Below are 26,802 nucleotides of genomic sequence, written 5' to 3' on the forward strand. Positions count from 1 at the left end.
TGAAATTGCAATTTCTCCTTATTAATTTGCGATCGCCACAGCTACAGATGGTTTCAATCCCTAATAGGGAGTAAGTGAAATTGCAATTTTGTACACTTACAGAACCGCGTTAAAAAACTTAAGTTTCAATCCCTAATAGGGAGTAAGTGAAATTGCAATCTCGGAGTGCCGTAAACATGAGTAAATGTTGTAAAGTTTCAATCCCTAATAGGGAGTAAGTGAAATTGCAATTAAATAGCAACAGGAATAACAGTGCTGATCCGCAAGTTTCAATCCCTAATAGGGAGTAAGTGAAATTGCAATTTTCCCTAAATCCAAGGAATTTATTAAGATTCTCAGCGAAGTTTCAATCCCTAATAGGGAGTAAGTGAAATTGCAATTTTAAAATGATTAAATTTGTGAGGGGATAAAATGTTTCAATCCCTAATAGGGAGTAAGTGAAATTGCAATCAGTAGAAGTACCAATAACCGCACCAGTAGGAGATAAGTTTCAATCCCTAATAGGGAGTAAGTGAAATTGCAATGTTGTTTGCAATAACCAGTAAGCAGATTGCTCAATTGTTTCAATCCCTAATAGGGAGTAAGTGAAATTGCAATTTCAGGTTATCTGTCGCCTTGTCTAATTGATAAGTTTCAATCCCTAATAGGGAGTAAGTGAAATTGCAATACCAACTTTTCAACCTAGCTCATTTATTGCTTCTGTTTCAATCCCTAATAGGGAGTAAGTGAAATTGCAATTTGGCAGCATTGCAGATGGTTGTATCAGTGCTTATAAAAATGTTTCAATCCCTAATAGGGAGTAAGTGAAATTGCAATGATTTCTGCTTTATGCTGCTTATCCCCTTCATAATTGTTTCAATCCCTAATAGGGAGTAAGTGAAATTGCAATGTTCCATGTTTGTGCGATCGCCACATCTTGAGAATGTTTCAATCCCTAATAGGGAGTAAGTGAAATTGCAATCGGCTGCAAGATCCCCTTGCCGAAGTAGTTGAGTGGTTTCAATCCCTAATAGGGAGTAAGTGAAATTGCAATTTTAGAGTCCGAGTGTGGGATTGAGGTAGGAAAAGTTTCAATCCCTAATAGGGAGTAAGTGAAATTGCAATGGTGTAGCGATTGAGCGATTGGAAATGCCGGTAGATTTGTTTCAATCCCTAATAGGGAGTAAGTGAAATTGCAATCCGTGATGGTATTCGGCTAATTGGTCAGCCTCAATCGTTTCAATCCCTAATAGGGAGTAAGTGAAATTGCAATAAAGCAGTAAAAGCAAAAGCGGGGCTGATTTAGTAGTTTCAATCCCTAATAGGGAGTAAGTGAAATTGCAATTTCGGTGAGTCAGCAGGTATGGTTGACTATAGAGAATGTGTTTCAATCCCTAATAGGGAGTAAGTGAAATTGCAATTGATATAGGTACACTGTTAAAGAAAGATTCAGTTGTTTCAATCCCTAATAGGGAGTAAGTGAAATTGCAATTTTAATTCATTACCAAACCCACACAGAAAAGCAGTAGGTTTCAATCCCTAATAGGGAGTAAGTGAAATTGCAATCAGCTTGTCCTGTGCCGTAAATCCTGAAGAAATGTTTCAATCCCTAATAGGGAGTAAGTGAAATTGCAATTCATTCAATCAAGAATTAGCTATCGCACTTTATGAATCGTTTCAATCCCTAATAGGGAGTAAGTGAAATTGCAATTTCAATTTTTTGGGGATTAAATTTCTTTTTATAAGTTTCAATCCCTAATAGGGAGTAAGTGAAATTGCAATTAGATGCGGCTTGGATTGTGTTAGCCACCTGAGTAGCGTTTCAATCCCTAATAGGGAGTAAGTGAAATTGCAATTGCAATTCCTGATGATTATCGCAATATTGAATTAAAGTTTCAATCCCTAATAGGGAGTAAGTGAAATTGCAATTTTTTGAAGTTTTGATATTTTGTCATCATTTTGTCGTTTCAATCCCTAATAGGGAGTAAGTGAAATTGCAATGTCTATTTGATTGTTCCAAAATAGCTGATTGTTGATCGTTTCAATCCCTAATAGGGAGTAAGTGAAATTGCAATATTAGACTCCGGCATTAGCTATTACATACTTGGACTAGTTTCAATCCCTAATAGGGAGTAAGTGAAATTGCAATCTGTTGTATTCACAAGTTATGAAGCTCAACCAGAAGGAGTTTCAATCCCTAATAGGGAGTAAGTGAAATTGCAATTTCTATCTTCAGGTACATTATATGTAACTAATTCTAATGGTTTCAATCCCTAATAGGGAGTAAGTGAAATTGCAATTAGCCGCTAAATTAGGTGTTGATTTAGTTATCATCAGAGAATTGTTTCAATCCCTAATAGGGAGTAAGTGAAATTGCAATATTAATTGAAGAGACTAATCTTCAAAATGAACTTGTTTCAATCCCTAATAGGGAGTAAGTGAAATTGCAATTTGCAATTCAAGACGGAAAAATTAAGATAAGACTCACAGAAGTTTCAATCCCTAATAGGGAGTAAGTGAAATTGCAATGAATCTCTAGAAATTTCTTCCCACATAGATAAACTACGTTTCAATCCCTAATAGGGAGTAAGTGAAATTGCAATGCGATCGCTAAGTTAATTTAAGAGCTTATTTTTAGTTTCAATCCCTAATAGGGAGTAAGTGAAATTGCAATTTGAAAGTTGGTCAAAAATTTAGATATGTAGACTTAAAAGTTTCAATCCCTAATAGGGAGTAAGTGAAATTGCAATGAGTATTTAAAATCTCACCAATCGGTAATTAAAGTTTCAATCCCTAATAGGGAGTAAGTGAAATTGCAATTTAATAGAAGCTAAAGATAATTATTTAATAATTTCGTTTCAATCCCTAATAGGGAGTAAGTGAAATTGCAATATTCTGACACCTTCAATCGTGGAGGTGGAGCAAAATGTTTCAATCCCTAATAGGGAGTAAGTGAAATTGCAATCAAACCTCTTTTAATAAGTCAAGGATTTCAGTTTTGTTTCAATCCCTAATAGGGAGTAAGTGAAATTGCAATTCTACCTTAGTTGTCAGTGCTGTAGTTGAGTTAAAGTTTCAATCCCTAATAGGGAGTAAGTGAAATTGCAATCCCGTTGTTCTGGGTTTTGGTGTCTGTGGTTTTTACAAGTTTCAATCCCTAATAGGGAGTAAGTGAAATTGCAATGTACATCTTTCTTGGCGTTCAATTTTACAGCGGTCGTTTCAATCCCTAATAGGGAGTAAGTGAAATTGCAATATAGTTGGTGAATCCTTGGACAAGTCCATCTTGTCTAGTGTTTCAATCCCTAATAGGGAGTAAGTGAAATTGCAATCAATTGAGTTTCAAGAAATGCCACTGGGAGAGTCTGTTTCAATCCCTAATAGGGAGTAAGTGAAATTGCAATCTAGCTTTGATTGCAACTCCTCAATGTGTATTGAGTTTCAATCCCTAATAGGGAGTAAGTGAAATTGCAATTTATAATAAGGATTTTGCTTGACGCTCCTAATATTGTTTCAATCCCTAATAGGGAGTAAGTGAAATTGCAATTTTTTAACTTCCTTAACTCTCTTTATAATAGCGGTTTCAATCCCTAATAGGGAGTAAGTGAAATTGCAATTTTAGTTGCGGCTGTAAAATTGCCTAAGACTCCCAAGATTGTTTCAATCCCTAATAGGGAGTAAGTGAAATTGCAATTCAAGCGGGGGAAGAGAAAGAAAATGCAGAATTGTTTCAATCCCTAATAGGGAGTAAGTGAAATTGCAATATAGTTGGGATAGTTTAGGTTAATTACTGCGCGTTTCAATCCCTAATAGGGAGTAAGTGAAATTGCAATTCTTATTTCGGAAATATCACAATCTTCAACAGGGGTTTCAATCCCTAATAGGGAGTAAGTGAAATTGCAATTCTTGCTGAAAATTATTATGAGTTCGGTCAAGTACGTTTCAATCCCTAATAGGGAGTAAGTGAAATTGCAATTTCTATAGAAGGGGAACACATAGGGTTTTACCGTTTCAATCCCTAATAGGGAGTAAGTGAAATTGCAATTTGCATTGATTAAACAACGACTTGCTAATGGTTGGAAGTTTCAATCCCTAATAGGGAGTAAGTGAAATTGCAATTGGGTAGAGCAGGAGGGAAGTTAAAGCAAGCTGCACGTTTCAATCCCTAATAGGGAGTAAGTGAAATTGCAATAGCAGGGTGCTGAAAGCCTATATATATGTAGTTTTCAAGGTTCAGTTGCGCGGATGGTTTCATGATAATCCATTTCAAGAAAAGTGTCAAGGAGTAAAATAGCTGAAACTCCTGCTGTGCAAGGTGCGCGGATGGGTGAACTCCATGAATTGCATGAAAAGCTTGTGTAGACATAATTTCAGGCATTTTTTGAGAAATTGAATTTTTTACACCCACCCCCTCGCGCATTAAGCAAAGAAAATCGTCTGATCACGGGGCTGTTCACCACCAATTCTTTTTACCGTGACATACTCCACACACTCTCTTTCAGATGAGTGTGGGCAACGAGCGCGACCCTTCTATGGAGACATTAACTGAGCTTTAAGACCCTGTGTCCCACGGTTCTTTGGTTAAGCTGAACAATTAGCTTTTATTTTGATAGGCTGCTTTTGGTGCATTTAATTGAGTTACACCTACTGTTAATAAGTATATCAAATATTTGAAAAAAAATCAATAAAGTGTTCATTCCTCATCACCCAACAACACTGATTAAGCTGCGCTTAATTTTGTTCCTTGGGCAATTCCTCACTCGCGCGTATTGTATTCATCTCATCACCTCCCTATCGGGTAGGTGAGAGGCTTCTACTGTTTAAGCTAAATTTGTTGCTTAGAAACTTCCCATTAAAAAAATATCGCAAAATTTCCTGTGGTGCGGGCTGAAAAGCCCAGCTATTCTCATTTTGGAAATTTTGCGCGACCTATTAAAAATATTTCTTAATAGCGTTCTCTAAAAAGCCTATTCTTTTGTTCAAGTTTTTCCAACTGAGACGAGTTTTAGTCCAAAATGAGAATTGCTGATGAAATATGCTTTGATCATCAATACTATTACTATTGCCAAAGCCCTGAAACCCTATTGATATCGTCACAATTTTATTGGATTTCAGACATATTTTGGAAAATTGGCAATAGTATTGATCTAAAGACATAATTCAATTTATGACCTTAGACTCAAGCATTGGTCTGACAAATATAGCAATATTGAATCATTTAGCACTGATTAATGAGGTTCATTATGATTATCTCAAATCCAGTTGACAAAACCGCAAATATTAGTCTGCAAAAAGACACACTACTTATAGAATTAACTGCTGAAGAGTCTTCTAGTATTGTTGGAGGGTTTACAATTAGAAATGATTCAGGAGGTACAAGGCGTTTTTATAATTTAGGGGCAAATGTACCAGCACAACTGCAAACTTTACAACCTAGTACAGAAGGTACTTATGATGGAGAATACATTATATATAACACATCAAAGACCGGATTTGAACCTGTATTAGTAAAAGTAGATCCCACAAAAACAGCAAGTTTTCGTCAGGAAGGAAATGGTATAACTGTTGCTACTGATACTCCAATTCTTTACAAAGGTAGTATTTAATTTTATCTCTTGGAATACAAGGATCTCTTAGATTTTCTCTCAAGAATTTCGATCGCGAAGTGCTGCTGCAAATAGTTCGCTATTGCAAGGCACTTCGTAGGAATAATTAAATTTTAGAGTTATCATAAATTCAAAGTTTTTAATTTCAAAATAGATTGAGAAATTTTGTAACAACATCCATAGGTGTAGCGACCTGCAATTATAAATCCCTAAACCTGCAATCATCCGTTTCGACCAGGATTATTTGCAAATAAACTCGACGCTTTACCAGGACTGAGTTTTTAGGATTGAGAAGGATTTGTCAAAAAACTCATTTGAGAATTTGATAGATTAACTTTGAATTCAAGACCCAATTTCTTTAACTAGCAGGATATAAAAATGGCTAGTAACTATGACTCCATAGCCAAAGAGTATAAAGAATCCAAAGAATTGCCAATTCGTTTACATATAGAAGCATATACATATTTTAATATGCTTGGCAATTTGGCAGGAAAATCAATTCTGGATCTGGCTTGTGGAGAAGGATTTTATTCCCGAAAATTCAAAGATCAAGGTGCAGCAAAGGTTGTAGGGGTAGACATTTCCCAAAAAATAATTGAATTGGCAAGAGAAGAAGAAACTAGAAAATTTCAAAATATTGAATATATTCTTGGTGATGTACTTGAACTCGGTGAAATAGGCAGCTTTGATTTGGTAGTTGCTTCCTATCTCCTAAATTATGCCCGAAGTCCAGAAGAATTACTCAAAATGTGTGAAAGTATATTTGCCAATCTTAAACCTGGTGGTCGTTTTGTTACTATTAACAACAATCCCTCTCAAGCACCTATATCATATCTGAAAACTGAAAAATATGGATTTATTAAAAGTATAGATTCACCACTAATCGAAGGTACGCCCATAAAATATACATTTATTAATAATCATAAATTCACCTTTGATAACTATTACCTCAGCATTCCCACTCATGAATGGGCATTTCAGAGTGTCGGTTTTAAAGAGGTTCGCTGGCAATCACCAATAGTCTCACCTGATGGAATAAAAGAATTTGGGCAAGAATTTTGGCAAGATTTCCTTGATTCTGTGCCAATAATTGGTATTGAATGTTTTAAGTAAATCTACAAAATTCACCATCGTTTTAATATCCATGTTTGCGTCTATGTCTATGGTGAGGGAGGCGAACTGCTTGCAGCAGCGCTTCGCGATCGCAAAGCACTCCGCAGGAATCCCTTGTTTCCCTCAAGAATTTAGTAGGGGCGATCGCTTTGTTATTTGTAGGTATCGTTAATCATTACCTAAGACAATTAATTGATTAGGCTGTGCAATTCTTAGTTTAAGTATTCCCCCTTGTTTTTGGGGTATAACATTAATAATTTTGACTTGTTTACCTTGTAAAGAAATTGCATTAGAAGCACCAGGAACTTGATCAAGGGTTTTTCTGGGTATAATTATCTCATAAGCTTTATTATCTTTTCCTGATAGCTTGAAAGATTCAGTTTCATCATTAACTTTAGTCCAGCCATTAATTTGCCCTAATATTTCTGAAGTATCACCAGTAGGAGGTGTTGAAGGAGGTGCTGAAGGGGGACAGTAAAAGTTGACCGGATTCTTTTGAAAATTTGCACATCGTAAAACGTCTTCAGCTTTATAAGAAATCTTAATCAACTGCGAGTAATCAGGTTCTTTAGCACTACCATAGTTAGCTTGCTTTTTAATCTCAGGAGGTGCATCAAGCAGAACTTTTGTGATAATCTCACGATCTGATCCAGAAAGTTTAGGTGATAGATAAACACCAGCACCGGGAATTTTTCTGCTTAGGTGAATAATTTTTAAATCTTTGTCATCTTTAACTGCTTCATAAGCCGCAGCACCTACATCAGCTTTTTCGGTTTTTACTAATTCTTTGATTTTTGATGATTTATGCCCCATATCTACTCTTAGGGTTTTACCAAATAGGTCATAAGCAGCTACATAGAAACTAGATGCTGAATTGAAATCTCCCATAGCAATAGTATTTGTAGGTTTTAAATTACTGAGAGATTTAATACTACTGTTGGATTTGGTGAATAACGTAGCTTGGTAATATGGAGGATTATTAGGAAACATTGTTGCTGCATAATGATAATCGTTATTTTTAGCAGCTATTGAAAGTATTGGCGATAAAGTAAAGGCAATATCCCATTCTTTATTTATCATTCTGGTTCTAGCTTCTTCATATGGCAGTGATTCATCACCATCAATAACTATTTGTACTTTATTACCAATTTGGGAATGGGAACGCAGGTAAGTAGTTAACTTTTGATACTCACTGGGTTTCCACAAAATACCTATGGTTAAAGAGCTTGCTTGTATTGTTGGTGGAAAAAAGAACCTAAAAATCGGTGTTATTAACAAATAAATAACAAATGCTAAAAGCACTAATCTGACAATTATTTTCATAAACTCTTCCTGCCAGTTTTTTTTAAACTTGGGCATAATAGATACGACCTGTATGTTTACAATTAATCTGCTTGTTGACTGGATACACCATTAATTTTTGACAAATTTTTGGAATATTTGGGGTTACTTTGAAATAACCAATATGCCATTACTTTTTTTCCTTGAGAATTTGGTGGAGGGCGATGTCTATAGCGAGGGAGGCGAACTGCTTGCAGCAGCGCTTCGCGATCGCTTATGAACAGGGCATAATTTCAGCTAATCAATGGGTTCTTTAGTGCAAGAAAGATAATTAGAATTAACCCAGCCTTTCAAGCCCTCAACTTTCTTATTTGGTCCCCTAATCACATTCACATAAGCCCAAATCCCCTCTTGTTTCTTGAGTAAAACATGATTACCATTATTTAAACCGGCTCTGGATTTTCCATTGGGTTCAAACCGCAGTGCTAATTGTCCAGATTTGATATTGACAATATCACACCAAATAGCCCATTTAAGCTCAACTTTAGGGACATTTTCTGGAACTGATACCAGTTTTTCGCGGAATATTCGTTTATTCTTGTTGACAATAGTTAAGTACATCCCCTCATCAGAATCTTCTTTCCAAGAAACCGAGTAGTAATAATCCCCATTACTCCAAGTAGTACCCCGATAACCTTGATCTTGCCATCCTGTACCGTCTTCTAATTTGATGCAGTTTCCTTTAGCATCACAACCAAGGTAGGTATTAGCATTTATAGTAACTGTGAACTTCCCAGCCCTGTAAGTATCGGCTTTGGCTTGGGTGGCAGTGCTGACAATGCAAGTCGTTATGGCTGCTGTTAAAAATAATCGTTTTAGGTTCATGTTTTTCCTCTAAGAATTTAGGCGTTGCTGAATCAAGGTATGAAAATAAAAATCTAATAATCTGAAGTATTGGCCATGTAATAGTTTAGCGATCGCTAATCAATAAAGATCATACCCTTGATGGGATTACCTTGTAGTAGGTAGTAGGGGCGTTGTTTCCGAATTAGTTCCTGGATAAAGTGTTCTAGCATTTGATTAGGAGTTAAAAAAAGGACTTACGCACGATGTTACCAAAACCCTGATTATTGTGTAGGGGTAATTCATGGATTACCGCTACTTTCGTGATGTTTTGCATAAGTCCTGAAAAAAAATAAATCATGTTTCTTAATAAGAATGACGCTTCAATAAAGAATTTAGCAATGATGCTGAAGCTCGAAAACTTGTTTTTTGTAAACGACTAATAACATCAGGTAAATCAATTAAATTTTGAGATGCTGCTTGCTCTAAAACTCCCAGTAAACCAGTCACTTTTAAACCGCGTTCGCTGGCAATTTTTCTTCCTAGTCCATCATCAATAATAATTAAATTGGCATTTTCTTTTTTCGCTAAAAGAATAGCTGCTGTTTCTCCTGGATCTAAAATTTCTAAATCTGGACTTCCAGAAAGTTTAAAACAGTGTGTATCCAGAAATTTCCAGGGTGTTTATGTTGTCGGCAATTCGAGGCTCTCAAATGTAGAAAAAACTATGGCTTTCAATTTAGACCCGATTTAGCTGATTTTACTTTACCCAGAAATGGCGATCGCCTGATCGCGTCCAAACTTTTTAGCTCGATAAAGAGCCTCGTCTGCACGCTTTAATACATCCGTATCAGTTTTATCATGAGCTTGATAAGCAGTTACGCCAATACTGATAGTAATTTTCATGGCGGGAAAAGTAGTATCTATCTCTAAATAACGAATTTGCTCACATAGACGTTCAGCTATTTCCATTGCTTCTTGTAACTCTGTCGCTGGTAAAATGATCATAAATTCCTCACCTCCCAAACGTCCAACTGTATCTACATTTCGTAACCATTTAACTAACAGTTGAGAGATTTCTTTTAATACTTGATCACCAATGGGATGTCCATAGGAATCATTGACAAATTTAAAGTGATCAATATCAACTACTAAAATTGAGAAAGTTTCCTGATAACGTTGAGTTCGTTGAAATTCTTTTTTCAAAGTTGCTAAAATGTTGCGTCTATTGGCAATTCCAGTTAAGACATCAGTATTTACTAGTTTTTTTAATTTCTGACTTAGTAATTTCTGTTTGTTTAAAGCAATTCTTAATTTATTCTCAATTTGATTGCGTTCACTCACATCTCTCATAGAAACAATTGAGACTTTTTGATCTAACCATTCAGTTTTACCAACAGTAATTTCTGCACGTCCGAAGATGCCACAGGAGCTTATAATATCAAGTTCTGCAACTTTTCCTACTACAATTGGTAGTCCCAATTCATGATTAATTAAATCAGATAACGGTCTATCAAACATTTGCGCCGCAGCCGGATTAGCAAATTTCACAACTCCTGCTTCATCAACAATTAAAATTCCATCTTTGATATGAGTAACGATGGTATTGAGTTTATTTTCACTTTGTTGTAATTGTCTGGTTTGACGTTTCAATTGAATATGTGTCTGCACACGGGCTAATAATTCTGTAGCTCGAAAAGGCTTGGTTACATAGTCAGCCGCGCCCTTGGCAAAGGCTTCTATTAAATGTTCTTCTTCGTGACTAGCAGTTAGAAATAAAATTGGGATATGATGATAATTTGGATTTTGTTTAATTTGTTCGCAAACTTCCAAGCCACTCATTTCTGGCATTAATAAATCTAATAAAATTAAATCTGGTTGAATTGCTTGCAGACGTTGGAGAGCTTCTTTTCCACTTAAAGCATAGGTAATAGAATATCCTTGTGTTTCTAGGGTTCTTCCTAAAACTTGAATATTTTGAATCAGGTCATCAACAATTAATATTGTACAATCTTGGGGATTAAAAGCAATTTTTTCCATTATTTATATAGTTAACTTAACATTAAAGCGGCGGTTAAAAACCCCATCTACACAGACAAAACCCACCTGCGTGGGTTCAAACTTCTGATTTTTTTTGAGAATGAAAGCGGCGGTTAAAAACCCCATCTACACAGACAAAACCCACCTGCGTGGGTTCAAAACTCTGATTTTTCCTTAGTCCGTGCAGACGGACTTTGTTTGTGTAGCCGTGACTTCCAGTCGCTTTCTATATTTGTAGAATTTATAATAATGTTCTATGGTAGCAATTTTTGTAACTTTTTGCTAATCTCTGGGAAGTTAGCAGCGGTGTCAGCCAAATGAGCCAAATCAAAGGTATCAATTTGGTTTTTTAGCGTGTTAGCGTATTCTATCAAATCAGGACATTTATACTGTTCTCCCCAATTTTGTAATCGCAGCGCAAAAGCTCGTAATTGGTCAATTAGCAGGGTTTGGTGTAAGGTTTTCCAGACAGATGCTTCTTCCTGTTGTAATAATTTTATCAGTTCTGGTAACTTTTCTAAGGACTGGGGCGGCATTGCGGAAATGATGGTTTGTGTTTGGGAGGTAGATTTTAAGTCTACCAATAACTGCGCGGGGAATAAACGTTGCAACTCACTAAAAAGATCCTGGCGACTAACTGGTTTGCGGAGAAATCCTTGAGCTAAGGGTTGTAATTCTTCAAAGTCCTGTTCTTGAATGGAAGCTGTGACGATGATCACGCAAATATCCGCTGTGGAGGGATTTTGCTTCAGGGCTTGCAAAACGGTGATTCCATCCATTTGCGGCATGACCAAATCTAGTAATATCAGGTCAGGGTGATGTTCAATGGCTAATTTCAGAGCGATCGCCCCATTGTCTGCCATGATAATTTGGTGAGCAGTAGCATTAAAATAGGCCTGGAGTAAATCTCGGTTAGATTGTACGTCATCAACAATGAGAATTTTCAGAGCCGGAAATTGACTTAAATCATGATTTTCTGGGGTGAATGATGGTGAACTTGCTGTAGTTTGAGTGACTGTAATTTCGGGAAATATTAAGGTGAAGGTGCTACCCTGTTCCAACTCACTTGTTACCTCAACAGTACCACCCATCATTTGCGTTAGACGGCGGCTAATAGTTAATCCTAGCCCGGTTCCGCCGTACTTGCGATTACTTTGTCCTTGACTTTGACGAAAAGCATCAAAAATCAAAATTTGATCACGGGGAGAAATTCCAATCCCTGTATCAGAAACGGCAATTTCTAAGTGGGCATGATTGGGAATATTAGGGTTAATGCGGCTATGGACATGGATGGTAATACCACCCTTTTCGGTAAATTTAATCGCATTACCAACAACATTTACGAAAATCTGTCGCAACCTGACTTCATCAATATATATTTCTCCGGGAATGGATTCATCAACTTGCAGATTTAAAAATAATCCTTTTTCTTTGGCTCTTTGCAAAAACATTTGTTGAATGTCTTGCAGCAGTGAGGGAAGATTGACAGATTCGTAGTTGAGTTTGAGTTTCCCAGCTTCAACTTTCGATAAGTCCAGGATATCGTTAATTAGGGTTAGTAGGGTGCGGCCATTGGTTTGAATGGCTTGGAGATAACTTTGGGCTAAATCATCACTGACGAGATTTTGTAATAGTTCGGAGAATCCTAAAATAGCGTTCATGGGTGTGCGAATTTCATGGCTCATGTTGGCCAGAAATTCACTTTTGGTGCGACTGGCGGCTTGAGCTTTTTCGGTGGCTGCTTCTAGGGCTAGGTTTTGTTGAGCGAGTTCTATTTGTCTCTGTTCGGCTTGTTGTAGAAGTTTAGCATGAGCGATCGCAATTCCCACTTGAGCAGCTACGGCTTCTAACAGAGCAATGTCTTCAGTAATCCAATGACGTTGGTAATTACACTGATGCAAACAAATCAGCCCGTTGGCTTTTCCTTGATAGGATGTGCGAATTGCCAATATTGATTTTAGACCAATTTTTTCAGAAGTTTCTATGCTGGATGATACCAGTGGATCCGTAAATACATTATCTATAATAATCGCTGTATCTTGCTGAAGGATTTGATGAATTTGGGGATTACCGGCAATAGGTCCTAGGACTCCTTGAAGGGAAGCAATATCACCGCTCAAGTATTCTGCTACTATTGGTAAATGTTCTGTGGGTTCAAGTTCGTAAGTATGCAGGAAACAACGATCTACTCCAAAGGCTTCACCAATACGGTTTGCGGAGGTTTCAAAGATTTTTTCCGGTTCGAGACTTTGGCGAATTTCGTCGGTGATTTGTTTTAATAGTCGTTCTCTTTGTACCTGTTGTTCGAGAATCTTTTCAGCAGCTTTGCGATCGCTAATATCAACTAAATAGCCTACACACTCTAATGGCTCATCTTCTTGATCCCTAATTAACCGCAACTGAGCAAAAAACCAGCGATAGTCACCATTAGCGCAGTGTAACCTATATTCTAAGGAATAGCTATTGTCAAATTCCAACCTATTCAATCCAGCTAGTACGCGATTTCTATCTTCGGGATGGATATAATCGTACCAAAAACCAGTTTCATCTAAAAACACTTCTGAACAATAACCGAGAATCAACTGCACGTTATCACTAATGAAGGTAGCTCGATAATCTCCAATGGGTTCACAACTAAATAAAATGGTTTGGCTGGAATTCATCAAAGCTCGTAATCGTTCTTCACTTTGCAACAAAGCCATTTGTGCCTGTTTAAGTTCGGTAACTTCCACCACTACCGAACTGACAGCTTTACCACCATCAAGTTGATTAACAGGATAATAACTAGCAATCCAATGTCTTTGAACATTTGGTTGGGAAGGTGTAAACCCAGAAATCTCTACATTGCGAACGGATTTTCCTGTTGCTAATACCTGATATAAAATCGGTTCAATTCGATTTGCTAAATCTGGTAATACTTCTCGGAGTTGTCTACCAATATGTGCATTAGCTGATAAACCATTAATTTCCGCCATTGCTTCGTTAATTCGCACAAATCGCAATTCTTCGTCATGGAGTACCAACCCCACCGGATTTGTATTATAAAGTTTTTCTAATTCCTCCGTGCGGCGTTGTAGAGCTTCCTGGACTTGCTTGATTTCATTGATATTCACAAAGGTAATGACTACCCCATCCGTTTGTCCATCATCTCTAAGGTATGGATATAAACGCATCAATAAGTTAACATCCGTATTGTTTAATTTCACTTCTTGTTCAATGGGTCGTTCTGTTTCCACTACCCGCTGTAATAATTCCAGCAGATTGGGACAATTCATGTTATGGGTAATGTGCTGAATTGGGCGTTCAACATCAGTTTCTAAGAGGTTAATAGCGGTTGTGGCTGCGGGAGTAAATTTCCGAATTCGCAATTCTCTATCTAGGAAAATTACGCCAATTTCACTACTCCTGAGTAAATTATCCACGTCGTTGGACAATTCTAATAATTGACGAATTTTCGTTTGATATTCTGTATTAACTGTATAAAGTTCTTCGTTAACGGAATGTAGTTCTTCGTTGGTACTTTGCAATTCTTCATTAGAAGCCAGTAGTTCTTCATTGGTGGCTTGCTGTTCTTCGTTGGTGGTTTCTAATTCTTCAATGGTGGCTTGGAGGTTTTCTCTGGTTTGCTGTAATTCGTATTCTAAATCGAGAATGCGTTGAGTTGCTTCCGCGTCCTGTTGAAAAGCTTCGGGACGGTTGGGTAAAGAAGGACGTTCTTCATTTTCAATTATTAACATGAAGAAGTCTGTCATGCGGGTATCTCCCGTATGATAGGTAACTTCTAAATTGACACTGCGAATATTATCGCCCTGATTTAAGTGAATATTACCGTAAAGAACAGTTTTTCGTTCGCGTTTGGCACGATGTAGGGCAGTATTAATCGGTAATTTTAGGGTAGTTGGGACTAAATCGGCGATCGCTCTGGTCATTTGTCCCTCTGGAACTTGCATGATCTGTACCATATCAGTAACGACGTGGAACAGTTCCAAATCATCATTAACTAACAAGCAGGTACATTGTCTGCGGCGGACAAAAGCACTAAAAGCGGCACCCAAAGCCGGATCAAATTGTACATTTCCCCGTCTGGTTTGACTAGGACGAGCCACGACGGGAGTTATATATTCTAAATTTTGATTTAGAATTGGTAAACGCACATTTCGCCGCTTTTGATAAATTTTAAATTTCTCATACAGGGGACTAAATTCTTCAATTAATTCCCCTGGTGTTTCCGCTGCACCCAAAAACAAAATACCCTTGTGCATTAAAGAAAAATGCAGCATTCTCATCACGTGCTGTTGCAAAACTGGCTGCATATAAATTAGGACATTGCGGCAGCTAATCAGGTGCATTCGCGTAAATCCGGCATTTTTCGCCAAATTGTGGGGAGCAAAAATAATCATTTCCCGCAACGCCCGCGACACATGGAAATTACGGTTACGGAAGGTAAAATATTTTTCTAAACGTTTACGAGAAACATCAATACTAATACTTTCAGGATATATTCCCTCTGCGGCTTTGCTTAAAGCGGCTGCATCTATATCTGTGGCGAAAATTTTGACACTCAGTTGTTTTCCTAAGCGGTTGATGACCTCATCCATCAAAATCGCCATAGAATAGGCTTCTTCCCCAGTTGCACAAGCTGTTACCCACACCCTTAACTGTTGACCATTTTCCAAAGGGCTAATTAATTCGGGTAAGACTTCTTTATCTAAGTATTCCCAGGCTTGAGAATCTCGAAAAAACCTTGTCACCCCAATCATTAAATCATCCCGTAGCAGCGCCCGTTCCTCACTGGAAGTAGTCAAATATTCTACGTATTCATCTAAGAGATTATGTCCACTCAGAGAACAACGGCGGTAGATGCGGCGGCTGAGGGTGCTGGGTTTATAATAGGAAAAATCGAGCTTTTCGTATTGATTAAGAATTTGAATAATCGCACGGAGTTTTTCTGATTCTAGTTCTGGGAGGAGGGATTCCCCCTGAGTCGCACCTTGACGCTGCATTTGGATGATTTCATAAATCGTCCGCGCCATTTCTGCCGGTGGTAACACTTGATCTACAATACCTGTAGCGATCGCACTTTGGGGCATCCCATCAAATTCTGCTGTCCCTGGTGACTGCACAAACGTCAACCCACCAGACTCACTAATGCTTTGTATCCCCCTTGTCCCATCACTTCCCGTCCCGGAAAGAATCACAGCCATTGCTTGTTCTCCTCTATCTCTAGATAGGGAATCGAGAAAAATATCAATGGGGAAATTCGGCTGCTGTCGCGGTGGTTCACTTTGCTGAATTAACTCTAAAATCCCATCATTAACAACTAAATTATTCTGAGGCGTAATTAAATATACTGTATTCGGTTCAATCTGCATTCCGCTTTGTACCCGCTTCACTGTCATGCGAGTCCGACGTTCCAGCAGTTCTTTCATTAAACTTTTAAAGTCTGGAGAGAGATGTTGCACCACAACAAAGGCTGCACCACTATCTGCGGGCATATTATCAAAAAATTCTTCTAATGCTCGTAGTCCCCCCGCAGAAGCTCCAATGCCAACTACGAAGCAATGGGTCTTAGTCTCTTCAGACACTACTTATAAACTCCTAATTTTATTAGTTAACTATCTATTGTAGGTTATCAAAGCAACGATTCCGAAAATCCGAGCGCGAAAAATAGTATTTAAGGTCTTGACAATTGATTGAAAATTTGTTATCATGAAGTTGATAAGGAAGAACTGTCTTAAAATAAACCCAATTATTCATGAGGTTTGATCGTGGTTATTACTCAAACCAGTCCCCCCAGTATTGCCCAGGATATAACAACAACTCACTTCACTCCAGATGAGTATCGGGTAATGGAGGAAACCGCCGTAGAAAAACATGAATATCGTAACGGGGAAATTATTGCAATGGCTGGAGGTTCAGAAGTTCATAGTCGTCTTACCGTCAATATTACTACTTTACTTAATTTAGCTTAATCAGCAGAAGCCCCACGTCTCACTCTTAGGAGCGTGGGATGAATGCGCGTGAGTTGAGTTGCGTAGCCCAAATTGTATTTGAGCGTAGCGAAAACAAAGAAGGCTACAGCGACGAAACGAACAAAATATTGATTTTATGTTATTATAAAAAAGTAGGTGTAGTCCAATTAAATGCAGAAATGCAGCCTACAAAACAAAAAACAAATCTCAAAACCAAAGAACCGTGGGGCGCACGGTCTTAAAGCTCAGTTAATGTCCTCATAGAGGAGTCACTGAGAAGCCCACACTCACCTGAAAGGGAGTGTGTGGAGTACGTCACCTCTCAGAGATACTAATTTTCAAACTTATAATGGGGACTTAAGAATCTGGATTTCTGAGTTTAATCATGGTACTTATGCTGATGTTCTTGTAATTAATGGTGAACCAGAGTTTAATGGCGATGCCTGCGGCGAGCGAAGCTATCGCACCGATGAAATTCTCAATCCTCTAGTAATTGTAGAAGTTTTATCACCCTCTACTGAAGGTTATGATAGGGAAGCGCTGCTGCAAGCAGTTCGCTGGCAATGGCAAGTTTATGATCATATTGATCAGTCTATATTAGTACATAGTTTAAATGTAGAAGTTCCTCTTGGTGAAGTTTATCGTCGGATTAATTTCTAAAAGCTGACTCACGATTTATATAGCGGTAATTTTTAAAGCTGGTTCGTTACAGTTAATTAAGCGTTCAACAAATTCTATAGTTAAAATTTGCCTATTGTTGAGCTAGTTATGCGTTTTTAGTTGTGTAGTAGCGCGATTTAGAAAGAGTTCATTTTCAGCAAAGTATAAGTATGTTGGTATGGTATTACGGCAATTTTGTTGCCGTATATGAGCGTTAGCTCTAAACATACTATAATTTTGTTTGCATCGGAAAGCAGTCATTTAGCGTTTTGGCACTAAAGTGTAGTGACTTGCCATAATACCTTGTCCGATTTTTTCTGGATTACCCGCAAAATAACGTATACAGTCAAATAGGAGTATACTTAATTTTGATTTACTACTTGCTGCTAATAACACACTTGCGAGATTTACCCTCTTTACAAGGAAAGGCTAAATGATATTAGACAATGAAAAATATCGGAAGGTTCATGAGTGGATTATAAACTACACAGAAGAAGGTACTGTAGACATTGTTACAGGTTATTTTACTGTTGGGGCTTTAGCTTATCTTTCTCAGGAAATTAATCATAAAATTGCTAAATTTCGATTAGTGCTTGGCGATATTGTTAACTTAGATAAAATTGAAAATCGCCCCTTAGATTTACTAAATGAAAATATTACCATTGAAGCGGCTCTGAATCTTAGTCTTTTGGCACAGGAAGCTGTGATGTTTTTAAAACAGGACAAGGTGAAAGCAAAAACTTTAGAGCCGAATTTTTGTCATGCTAAGTGTTACTTATTTGAGCCATTGAAGGATGACGATCGCAATAAGTATTTTATTTCTGGTAGTTCCAATTTAACTGAGGCTGGAATTGGACTAAAACATACCAATAATTTAGAATTGAATATTGCTGAGACGGGAAATAATCATCAATATAAAGAGTTGGTAAAATGGTTTGATTCACTTTGGCATAAACATCAAGCTCATCCAGAAAAAACTCTCTTATTGAAAGATGGAACAACTAAAAAGGTAGATTTTAAGCAATATCTAATTCAGGAAATTGAAAAAATATTTATTAAATATACTCCCAGAGATATTTACTACAAGATATTATTTGAGTTGTTTGGTAATCAAGTTTTAGAAATTGACAATGATCCAGATTTTAATCGTCAAGTTGGTAGATTAGAAAATACTGCTATTTTTTCTGCTCTTTATGAATTTCAAAAAAAGGGTGTTCTCAGTCTAATTAGAATGTTGCAAAAATATGATGGAGCTATTTTAGCAGATGCGGTAGGTTTAGGAAAAACTTGGAGTGCTTTGGCTGTAATGAAGTTTTTTCAAATGCAAGGACGGGAAGTTATATTACTTTGTCCTAAAAAGTTAGAGAGTAATTGGAGACGCTATAAGGAAGATCAAGCATCAAAATTTGAATCTGATAAACTGAAATTTTTTATTCGTTTTCATACCGATATGAACAGCGATCGCTTAAATTCCTATAATGATCGGGCTGATAAGTTTTTTTGTGATGACAAACCTAAGTTAATTGTCATTGATGAAAGTCATAATCTCAGAAATGATAAATCTAGTCGTTATAACTTTTTAGTTGATGAAATTTTAAAAAATAATCAAGATATCAAAGTTTTACTAATATCTGCAACTCCCATTAATAATTCCTTAAATGATGTGAGAAATCAATTTAAGTTAATGGTTCAAGGTGATGTACATGGATATGATAGCAAATTAGGTGTAAAAAATATTGATTATTGTTTTAAACAAGCACAGACTATATTTAACGAGTGGCGCAGAGATGCAAACCCTCAAATTGGCAATTTTATTAAAAAGCTCTCAGGTAATGATTTTTTTAGGTTAACAGATTCTTTATTAGTTGCCAGAACTAGAACAATGGTGGAAGGTCAACAGACAAATTTACTATTTCCTACTAAAAACAAGCCTAAAAATTTATTTGTCACACCACATCAACTTGGTAATTTTGAAACCTTTGAGGAATTGTTTGATCATTTTCCACCAATGTTATCAGGATATCAGCCAGCTTTTTATTTAGATGATGAATCAGATAATAAAAAAGACGCTAAGAAAGATATATTACGCGATGAAAAATCACGCGATCGCTTTTTAGTGAAAATGATTTATATTTTGATGGTTAAGCGATTAGAGTCTTCTTGGTTTTCCTTTTACTCAACAGTAGAAAAAATCAAAGATCATCATCAAAATGCTTTAGATAAAATTAAACTTTATCAAGCAAACAAGGTAAAAACCTTATTATTAGAAGATGATGTTTATACTTTAGAAAATGAAAATGATGAAAATGATGATTTTACTCAAATAGTGGAAGAATATACATTAGGTAAAAAACGCCCTATCAGTATTGCAGAAATTGATCAATCTGGTAATTTAGATAAGTTTAAAGAGGATCTCAAAAAAGATTTAGATGCTCTCGATAAGCTGTATATTAATTTACAAAAGTTTGCTATAAAAATTGATAAAGAAATTCAAAAATCCCAGCAGTTTAAATCCTGTGATGATAAGTTAGAAAGACTGATTATAGAGATTATCAAAAAGCGTAAATCAGGAGCAAATAACCATAATCAAAAAGTGGTAATTTTTACAGTCTATCGTGATACAGCGATGTATTTATTTAAACAACTTCAAGCTAGAGGTTTTGATAAAATTGCGATCGCATCAGGAACAGGATCATACTCCGATGATAGCCCACACAAACAGAAAATGGAGGCTATTCTCGAAAGATTTGCACCCTATACAAAGCTATTTTGTGAAAAAGAATGGGCTTTTACCTCTGAAAAATCAGGTCTTGAAGCCTTTGCAGAATGGCAAGAATGGGTTAAAGATAATCACCCTGAAACTTACCACAAACTCAAGAAACCCATAGATATTTTGATTGCTACGGATGCTTTAAGTGAAGGGCAAAATTTACAAGATGCTGATATGGTAATTAATTATGATATTCATTGGAATCCTGTGAGAATTATCCAACGTATGGGTAGGATTGATCGGTTAGGTAGTCCTAATCAAGAAATTTTTGGGATTAACTTCTGGCCTTCAGATAACATTAATTCCTATCTCAATTTACAAGGAAGAATTGAACAGCGTATGGCCGCCATGAAGTTAGCAGGAGCAGAAGTAGATCATCAATTTTCTGATAGTTTTGCTAAGATGGCTCATGATGAAGAATTTGATCAAAAAATGAATGATCTGATGATGCGACAAATGCAAACTACATGGGATGATATTGAAGTTAGTAATCAAGGTTTAGGCTTTGATAGTTTGTCTTTAGAGCGATATCGTCAGGATTTATTAACAGAATTTAATCGTGATAAAGATAAATATCGCCAAATACCAAAAGGTGTATATACAGGATTTACAGCAGTGCAGAAATCTGGTATTCATGATGATTTGAATAATGATTTGAATCATGATTTGCATGATGGTATTATTGCTTTGTTGGGGTATCCTGCTAAACCAGCTAAAAAATTAGATCATCAATATCAGGTGTTTGATTTAATTTACATTGATAAATCAGGTAAATTAATTTTAAAAAATCAAAAAGAAGTTTTAGATTTGCTAACCTTGTATAAGGATAACGAGCGTTTTGTTCCTGATGCAATTGATCGCGGTGAAGCGGTGGCAGTTGCAGAGTTAGTAAACGCGCTTAAAACTTGGTTGACCAGTCAAGCAGTACAAGAGGAGCAAATGGAAGATGGTTCTGTCAAAAAGACGATGGGTAATGAAACTCTGGGAATTTTGCAAGGTTTAAAAAGAGGTAATAAGGCTTCTATAGATAGAATTAAGCAAAATGTTACAGTTGATGGTAAATATCAGCTAAGTAATTTCGATTTAATCAGTTGGGTGTTAGTTACAGTATAAAATGCTGAACACGGATTTTACGGATTACATAGATTGCACGGATTAGGTGATCTGTTATAGTTATAGACAAAGATAGATAAACTAGTAATAGCGCGGACTTGTAGCATAACGAAAAATCAAAATCCGTGAAATCCTTTAATCCGTGATTCAGAAGTTTTTGGGAGTAAATAACTATGACTATTGCAGTTACAGAAAATATTCAATCACTTTATGATGTAGAGATAAAGTTAGGACTAAGGCGATCGCATGATCCAGACTTTTTCATGGAATGGTGTAGAGATTTTGAAGAATTAGAAGATACCGAAAAAACAACTTTAGATCGGATCAAAGGGTCTTATATATATCATATTAATCAAGGCTGTTTGTCTGAGGGAACAGTAAATTTGTTGATGGTTTCACCATTACTATTTTTAGCAGGTTTTCTGGAATCACCTTTTAGTTTGCGAAGTGAGCAGTCAGTTGAGATTAGCGATTATGATGGTAGTGTTACTTATCACGGAAGAATTGATGCTTTAGTTTTGAATAACAATTTATGGATAGTTTTAGTGGAAGCAAAGCGTTCTAGTTTTTCATTTTTAGTGGCAGTACCACAAGCTCTTACCTACATGACAGCAAGCCCAAATGGTGATAAACCAACTTATGGACTCGTTACCAACGGCGATCATTTTATGTTTGTTAAGCTGCAACAATCTCAATACGATCTTTCTGATGATTTTTCACTTTTTAAGCGATCGAGTAATGAACTCTATCGCGTGCTGCAAATTCTCAAATCCTTCCAGAATCTATAAATAATGAATTTGATCACGGATTAAATGGATTACACAGATTGCACGGATTAACTAATTATGGAGTTAACTATGAAACTAACTATTTTTAATGAAATGGATTTTTTACCCGCTTTAAAGGCTTTTTTGGGTGGGCTAAATGTACCTATTAATTATATAGATGATAAGCCAACTTCGGCAAAGGAAATATTACAGAATACCTATAAAGATAATGAATCTTTTAGGTTGGTTAATGATGTTTATTTTGTTGGGTTAGTTGATGATGCAGCTTTTAGTAAAAAGCAAGGTTTAGAGATTGATCAAATTAAATCTGATTATGATGGAATTTTGATTTTTGGGGTAACTTTAAATAATCGTGATAGTGGTTTATTACCCACGCGATCGCATTTAGCAGAAATATCACGGGCTTTTAATCGGGAGTTTTGTTATACTCCTGTAGTGATTATTTTTAAATATGGCAATTATCTAGCATTTGCTAATACTGAAAGATTAAAATATAAGGATAATCGTGAAGGTGAAAAAGCGGGAAAAGTAACTCTGTTAAGAGATATTGATATTACACAACCACATTCAGGACATCAACGTATTTTAGCAGAGTTGGCAATTCCCAAACAAGGTAAGGATCGGGTAGATTCTTTTGCTAAGTTATATCAATATTGGCAAAAGGTTCTTGATGTTAGTTTGCTGAATAAGAATTTTTACAGAGAACTTTCTAACTGGTATTTTTGGGCAGTGGGGCGTGTCACATTTCCGTCAGAGCCTACATTAATTGAAGCTCAGAATAAAAAAGTTAGTCTTGAAGATTTGCACAAAGAACACAAGTCTAAAAATGTGATCCGTTTGCTAACACGATTGCTTTTTGTTTGGTTTATTAAAGAAAAAGGGTTAATTCCTCCAGAGCTTTTTGAACTTGATGATTTACAAACGAACATTCTTAAAAATATCTCTCCCTATCATGATTTAGGGTTATTTAAGCAGGTAAATCAAGATAGTATCTATTACAAAGCGATTTTACAAAATCTGTTTTTTGCGACGCTAAACTGTCCAATTAAACCAATGGAAAGCCATGATAATCGTGTGAGAGGCTTTCGGAAGAATGAGTATTATGGACAGAATAGAGACGCTAATTTTTTGATGCGCTATGAAAAACATTTCCAAAATTCAGATCAGTTTGTAGAAATGGTGAATAGTGTTGTTCCTTTCTTAAATGGTGGTTTATTTGAATGTTTGGATGATAAAACAAATAACATTTTTATTGACGGATTTTCGGATAATTTACCTAAACATGAGCAGTTAATTGTCCCTGATTATTTGTTTTTTGGTATTGAGGAAAAAGTTGATTTAAGTGCAGATTATGGCGTAACTAATAAAACAACTAAAGAGGTGGCAGTAAAGGGTTTAATTAATATTCTCAAGGCTTACAAATTTACAATTACAGAAAATACACCGATTGAAGAAGATGTAGCACTTGATCCTGAGTTGTTGGGTAAGGTATTTGAGAATCTTTTGGCTAGTTATAACCCTGAAACAAAGACAACGGCGAGAAAACAAACAGGCTCTTTTTATACGCCCCGTGAAATTGTTAATTACATGGTGGATGAAAGTCTCATTGCTTATCTAAAAAATGAGTTATTTAATCAAGATTCTGGATATAAAGAGGAAGATTTAGATCGGCAATTGCATCAACTTGTTTCTTTTGATGCTGTTAATCCATTTGAAGGAAATGCTGAGGTTCAGAAACGAATTATTAAGGCTTTGGATAAATGTACTATTCTTGATCCTGCTTGTGGTTCGGGTGCTTTCCCAATGGGAATTTTACAAAAGATGGTACATATTTTATTTAAGGTTGACCCGAACAATACGGAATGGAAACACCGTCAAATTGCCAGAGTTGAAGCAGCTATTAGTCAGTTAGAGGAGTTAGAAGACGCTCAATATCGGGAGCAAGGTATTCAAGATTTGCAAGCCCAAATTCAGGATATTGAGGAGGCTTTTGCTAATAATGAGTTAGATTATGGGCGTAAGTTATATCTGATTGAAAATTGTATTTATGGGGTAGATATCCAGTCTATTGCTACCCAAATTTCTAAGTTGCGGTTCTTTATTTCGTTGGTGGTTGATCAAAAAGTTGATCCGAGTAAGGATAATTTTGGGATTCGTCCTTTGCCTAACCTCGAAACTAAGTTTGTGGCGGCTAATACTTTGATAGGAATTGAGAAACCAGATGGACAGTTAAATTTATTTGATACGCCAGAAATCGAGAAATTAGAAGCAGATTTGAAGAAGGTAAGGCATCGTTTATTTAGTTCTAAATCTCCTAGTCATAAGCGCAAATTGAGAGATCAAGATCAGGCTTTGAGAGAAAAAATTGCTGCCATTTTACACAGCAATGGATTGCCAGCCGATACTGCAAATAAATTAGCAAACTGGGACCCATACAACCAAAATATTTCTTCTCCTTTCTTTGATTCAGAATGGATGTTTGATATTTCAGATGGTTTTGATATTGTAATTGGTAATCCGCCTTATGTTTTTACTCGTGATGTTGAATTTGATGGCAGTTTTAAAAAATATATTGAAGACGAGTATTTTTCTAAAATGATTAGAGGTAAAAAATCAAAATCTAATCAATCAGGGAAAATTAATTTGTTCGCAATATTTATTGTAAAAGGCTTATTTCTTCTAAAGAAAAATGGTTACTTATCATACATTGTACCCAATAATATTCTAAGAACAACAACATATGATATTGTTAGACGCTATTTATTAGAAACTTCTCACATTGAACAAGTTGTGGATTTAGGTAGTGGTATATTTGATAATGTTACTGCCTCAACTGTAGTTCTTGCTTTAAGTAATAGAACTACAACTTCAAAAACTAAAATTATTACTGAAATTAGTGATATTGAAAAATCTGAATTTGAAACAAAAATATTTGATCAGTCTCAATTTTTAAAAAATGTTAGTTATTCATTTAATATTTATATGGATGAAAAACTATCAAACTTATCTAAAAATATTTCTAACGGTAAAAAAATATTGCAGTCATATTGTAGGGATAATATTGAGGGTATTGTTGCCCATAAATATTTAATTTCTGGCGAACCAGGAGACTGTAGAGTACCTCTTGTTGAAGGTAAAGATATTAAAAGATATTTTATAAATAAACCATCTAATTTTTTGCATTGGGTCCCTGAAGAAATACATAGAACTCGACCTGATTATCTATGGTATTCCGACAATAAAATAGTCATTCAAAGAATTAGTGGAGGAAGTAGACCATTGGTTTGTGCAGTTGATACAAAGAAGTTAAAAACATTTGCCTCTACTAATAACTTGCTTTTAAAAGACGAATTTAAAACATATTATTATTTTATAGCCGCATTAATAAATAGTGATGTTATTAACTGGTATTATGCTAACAATTTCTCTAATAATTCTGATCTAACTGTTAATATTTCCAAGACATTTATGGATCAGTTACCTATAGCTGATTTTTCATTTTCAGTTAGCTTTATTTCACAAATAATACACCATTTATCTGGTGATTCTCATTATTTTCAATTTATTGAAATCATAAATGCAGCAACCTTTGATATCTACTTTCCTGACCACATGAGAGAAAAAGAAATTGATGTTATTCAATTTATACAAAGAGATATTGAAGAAGTAATGCAAGGCCAAGTATTTGAAAATTTAGAGGATACAGCAAAACAAAAAGTAATTGAACAACTTTATACCAAATGGACAGATCCAAATAATGAAGTTCCTAACCGCATCAAACTATTTGCTGTCAGAAGTCCTGACATTTTAAAACCTATCTTGGAAAGTAAATGATCAAAAGAACAAAAAGCAATAGAAGAATTAGTGCAGAAATGTCTCAATACCAAAGGTCAAAACTGCCAACAATGGGAACAAGAAATAGATGAAAGAGTAGCGCGACTGTATGGATTAACAGACCAAGAAATGCAGATAATCAAAGGGTTGAACGCGGATTAAACGGATTACACAGATGGCGCGGATTAAGTGATCTATTATAGTAATAGACAATTAAAATGCTGAACGCGGATTAAACAGATTACACAGATTGCACGGATTAGGTTATCTGTTATAGTAATAGACAATTAAAATCCGTGAAATCCTTTAATCCGTATAATCCGTGATTCTGACTGTTTATTAAATAAAAAGACTGAACGCGGATTAAGCTGATTACATAGATTCCACAGATTAAGTGATCTGTTATAGTAATAGACAATTAAAATCCGTGAAATCCTTTAATCCGTATAATCCGTGATTCTGACCGTTTATTAAATAAAAAGGCTAAACGCGGATTAAATGGATTACACAGATTGCGCGGATTAGGTTATCTGTTATAGTAATAGACAATGAAAATGCTGAACGCGGATTAAACGGATTACACAGATTGCGCGGATTAAGCTATCTGTTATAGTAAATAGACAATTAAAATGCTGAACGCGGATTAAACGGATTACACAGATTGCGCGGATTAAGTTATCTGTTATAGTAAATAGACAATTAAAATGCTGAACGCGGATTAAACGGATTACACAGATTGCGCGGATTAAGTTATCTGTTATAGTAAATAGACAATTAAAATGCTGAACGCGGATTAAACGGAT

At 35.9% G+C, this 26,802-nt stretch carries 13 protein-coding genes and 1 CRISPR repeat array (1 of these 14 only partly in view); of the genes, 8 read left to right on the forward strand and 5 right to left on the reverse strand.

The window, feature by feature from the left end:
- Nucleotides 1-4,171: a CRISPR direct-repeat array (repeat unit 37 nt; unit sequence GTTTCAATCCCTAATAGGGAGTAAGTGAAATTGCAAT); it begins 98 nt to the left of the window's first position.
- A gap of 1,051 nt (nucleotides 4,172-5,222) precedes the next feature.
- Both IQ226_RS15510 and IQ226_RS15515 read left to right on the forward strand, forming a co-directional pair.
- Entirely contained in the window at nucleotides 5,223-5,585 is a 363-nt protein-coding gene (locus IQ226_RS15510; RefSeq protein ID WP_193896765.1) for a hypothetical protein, read from the forward strand.
- Nucleotides 5,586-5,963: 378 nt separating this feature from the next.
- Nucleotides 5,964-6,698 (forward strand): class I SAM-dependent methyltransferase, encoded by a 735-nt coding sequence (locus IQ226_RS15515; RefSeq protein WP_193896767.1) that lies wholly within the window; start codon nucleotides 5,964-5,966, stop codon nucleotides 6,696-6,698.
- A 168-nt stretch (nucleotides 6,699-6,866) separates the two neighbouring features.
- Here IQ226_RS15515 and IQ226_RS15520 read toward each other — a convergent pair whose 3' ends face one another.
- From IQ226_RS15520 to IQ226_RS15540, 5 genes are all read right to left on the reverse strand, one after another.
- The gene (locus IQ226_RS15520) at nucleotides 6,867-8,021 is read right to left on the reverse strand and encodes a phosphate/phosphite/phosphonate ABC transporter substrate-binding protein (RefSeq protein WP_193896769.1); all 1,155 of its coding nucleotides are present in this window, start codon (nucleotides 8,019-8,021) and stop codon (nucleotides 6,867-6,869) included.
- A 255-nt stretch (nucleotides 8,022-8,276) separates the two neighbouring features.
- Complete coding sequence (locus IQ226_RS15525) at nucleotides 8,277-8,864, reverse strand: hypothetical protein (RefSeq protein WP_193896771.1); 588 nt, start codon at nucleotides 8,862-8,864, stop codon at nucleotides 8,277-8,279.
- A gap of 324 nt (nucleotides 8,865-9,188) precedes the next feature.
- Entirely contained in the window at nucleotides 9,189-9,332 is a 144-nt protein-coding gene (locus IQ226_RS25610) for a DUF3368 domain-containing protein (protein WP_271776133.1), read from the reverse strand.
- Nucleotides 9,333-9,587: 255 nt separating this feature from the next.
- Entirely contained in the window at nucleotides 9,588-10,862 is a 1,275-nt protein-coding gene (locus IQ226_RS15535) for a diguanylate cyclase (protein ID WP_193896773.1), read from the reverse strand.
- A gap of 254 nt (nucleotides 10,863-11,116) precedes the next feature.
- Complete coding sequence (locus IQ226_RS15540; RefSeq protein WP_193896775.1) at nucleotides 11,117-16,447, reverse strand: chemotaxis protein CheB; 5,331 nt, start codon at nucleotides 16,445-16,447, stop codon at nucleotides 11,117-11,119.
- Between the two features lie 183 nt (nucleotides 16,448-16,630).
- Between IQ226_RS15540 and IQ226_RS15545 the strand changes: the two genes are divergently transcribed.
- From IQ226_RS15545 to IQ226_RS15570, 6 genes are all read left to right on the forward strand, one after another.
- Nucleotides 16,631-16,834 (forward strand): Uma2 family endonuclease, encoded by a 204-nt coding sequence (locus IQ226_RS15545; protein WP_370567163.1) that lies wholly within the window; start codon nucleotides 16,631-16,633, stop codon nucleotides 16,832-16,834.
- Between the two features lie 38 nt (nucleotides 16,835-16,872).
- On the forward strand, nucleotides 16,873-17,076 hold the full coding sequence (locus tag IQ226_RS15550; RefSeq protein ID WP_039204838.1) for a hypothetical protein: 204 nt from the start codon (nucleotides 16,873-16,875) through the stop codon (nucleotides 17,074-17,076).
- A 61-nt stretch (nucleotides 17,077-17,137) separates the two neighbouring features.
- Complete coding sequence (locus tag IQ226_RS15555) at nucleotides 17,138-17,494, forward strand: Uma2 family endonuclease (protein ID WP_370567164.1); 357 nt, start codon at nucleotides 17,138-17,140, stop codon at nucleotides 17,492-17,494.
- Between the two features lie 433 nt (nucleotides 17,495-17,927).
- A complete protein-coding gene (locus tag IQ226_RS15560) occupies nucleotides 17,928-21,377 on the forward strand; it encodes a helicase-related protein (protein WP_193896777.1) in 3,450 nt (1,149 codons plus the stop codon).
- A gap of 173 nt (nucleotides 21,378-21,550) precedes the next feature.
- Nucleotides 21,551-22,165 carry a type I restriction endonuclease gene (locus tag IQ226_RS15565; protein ID WP_228039473.1) on the forward strand — a complete coding sequence of 205 codons (615 nt, stop codon included), beginning with the start codon at nucleotides 21,551-21,553 and terminating at the stop codon, nucleotides 22,163-22,165.
- Nucleotides 22,166-22,234: 69 nt separating this feature from the next.
- On the forward strand, nucleotides 22,235-25,999 hold the full coding sequence (locus IQ226_RS15570) for a TaqI-like C-terminal specificity domain-containing protein (protein WP_193896779.1): 3,765 nt from the start codon (nucleotides 22,235-22,237) through the stop codon (nucleotides 25,997-25,999).
- Nucleotides 26,000-26,802: the final 803 nt, after the last annotated feature.

The sequence above is a fragment of the Dolichospermum sp. LEGE 00240 genome (genome assembly GCF_015207875.1).
In the GTDB taxonomy this organism is placed as follows: Bacteria; Cyanobacteriota; Cyanobacteriia; order Cyanobacteriales; family Nostocaceae; genus Dolichospermum; species Dolichospermum gracile.

Coding starts and splice junctions, on each gene's coding strand:
- IQ226_RS15510 (WP_193896765.1), top strand. CDS start 5,223: ATGATTATCTCAAATCCAGTTGACAAAACCGCAAATATTAGTCTGCAA.
- IQ226_RS15515 (WP_193896767.1), top strand. CDS start 5,964: ATGGCTAGTAACTATGACTCCATAGCCAAAGAGTATAAAGAATCCAAA.
- IQ226_RS15520 (WP_193896769.1), bottom strand. CDS start 8,021: ATGAAAATAATTGTCAGATTAGTGCTTTTAGCATTTGTTATTTATTTG.
- IQ226_RS15525 (WP_193896771.1), bottom strand. CDS start 8,864: ATGAACCTAAAACGATTATTTTTAACAGCAGCCATAACGACTTGCATT.
- IQ226_RS15535 (WP_193896773.1), bottom strand. CDS start 10,862: ATGGAAAAAATTGCTTTTAATCCCCAAGATTGTACAATATTAATTGTT.
- IQ226_RS15550 (WP_039204838.1), top strand. CDS start 16,873: ATGAATGCGCGTGAGTTGAGTTGCGTAGCCCAAATTGTATTTGAGCGT.
- IQ226_RS15560 (WP_193896777.1), top strand. CDS start 17,928: ATGATATTAGACAATGAAAAATATCGGAAGGTTCATGAGTGGATTATA.
- IQ226_RS15565 (WP_228039473.1), top strand. CDS start 21,551: ATGACTATTGCAGTTACAGAAAATATTCAATCACTTTATGATGTAGAG.
- IQ226_RS15570 (WP_193896779.1), top strand. CDS start 22,235: ATGAAACTAACTATTTTTAATGAAATGGATTTTTTACCCGCTTTAAAG.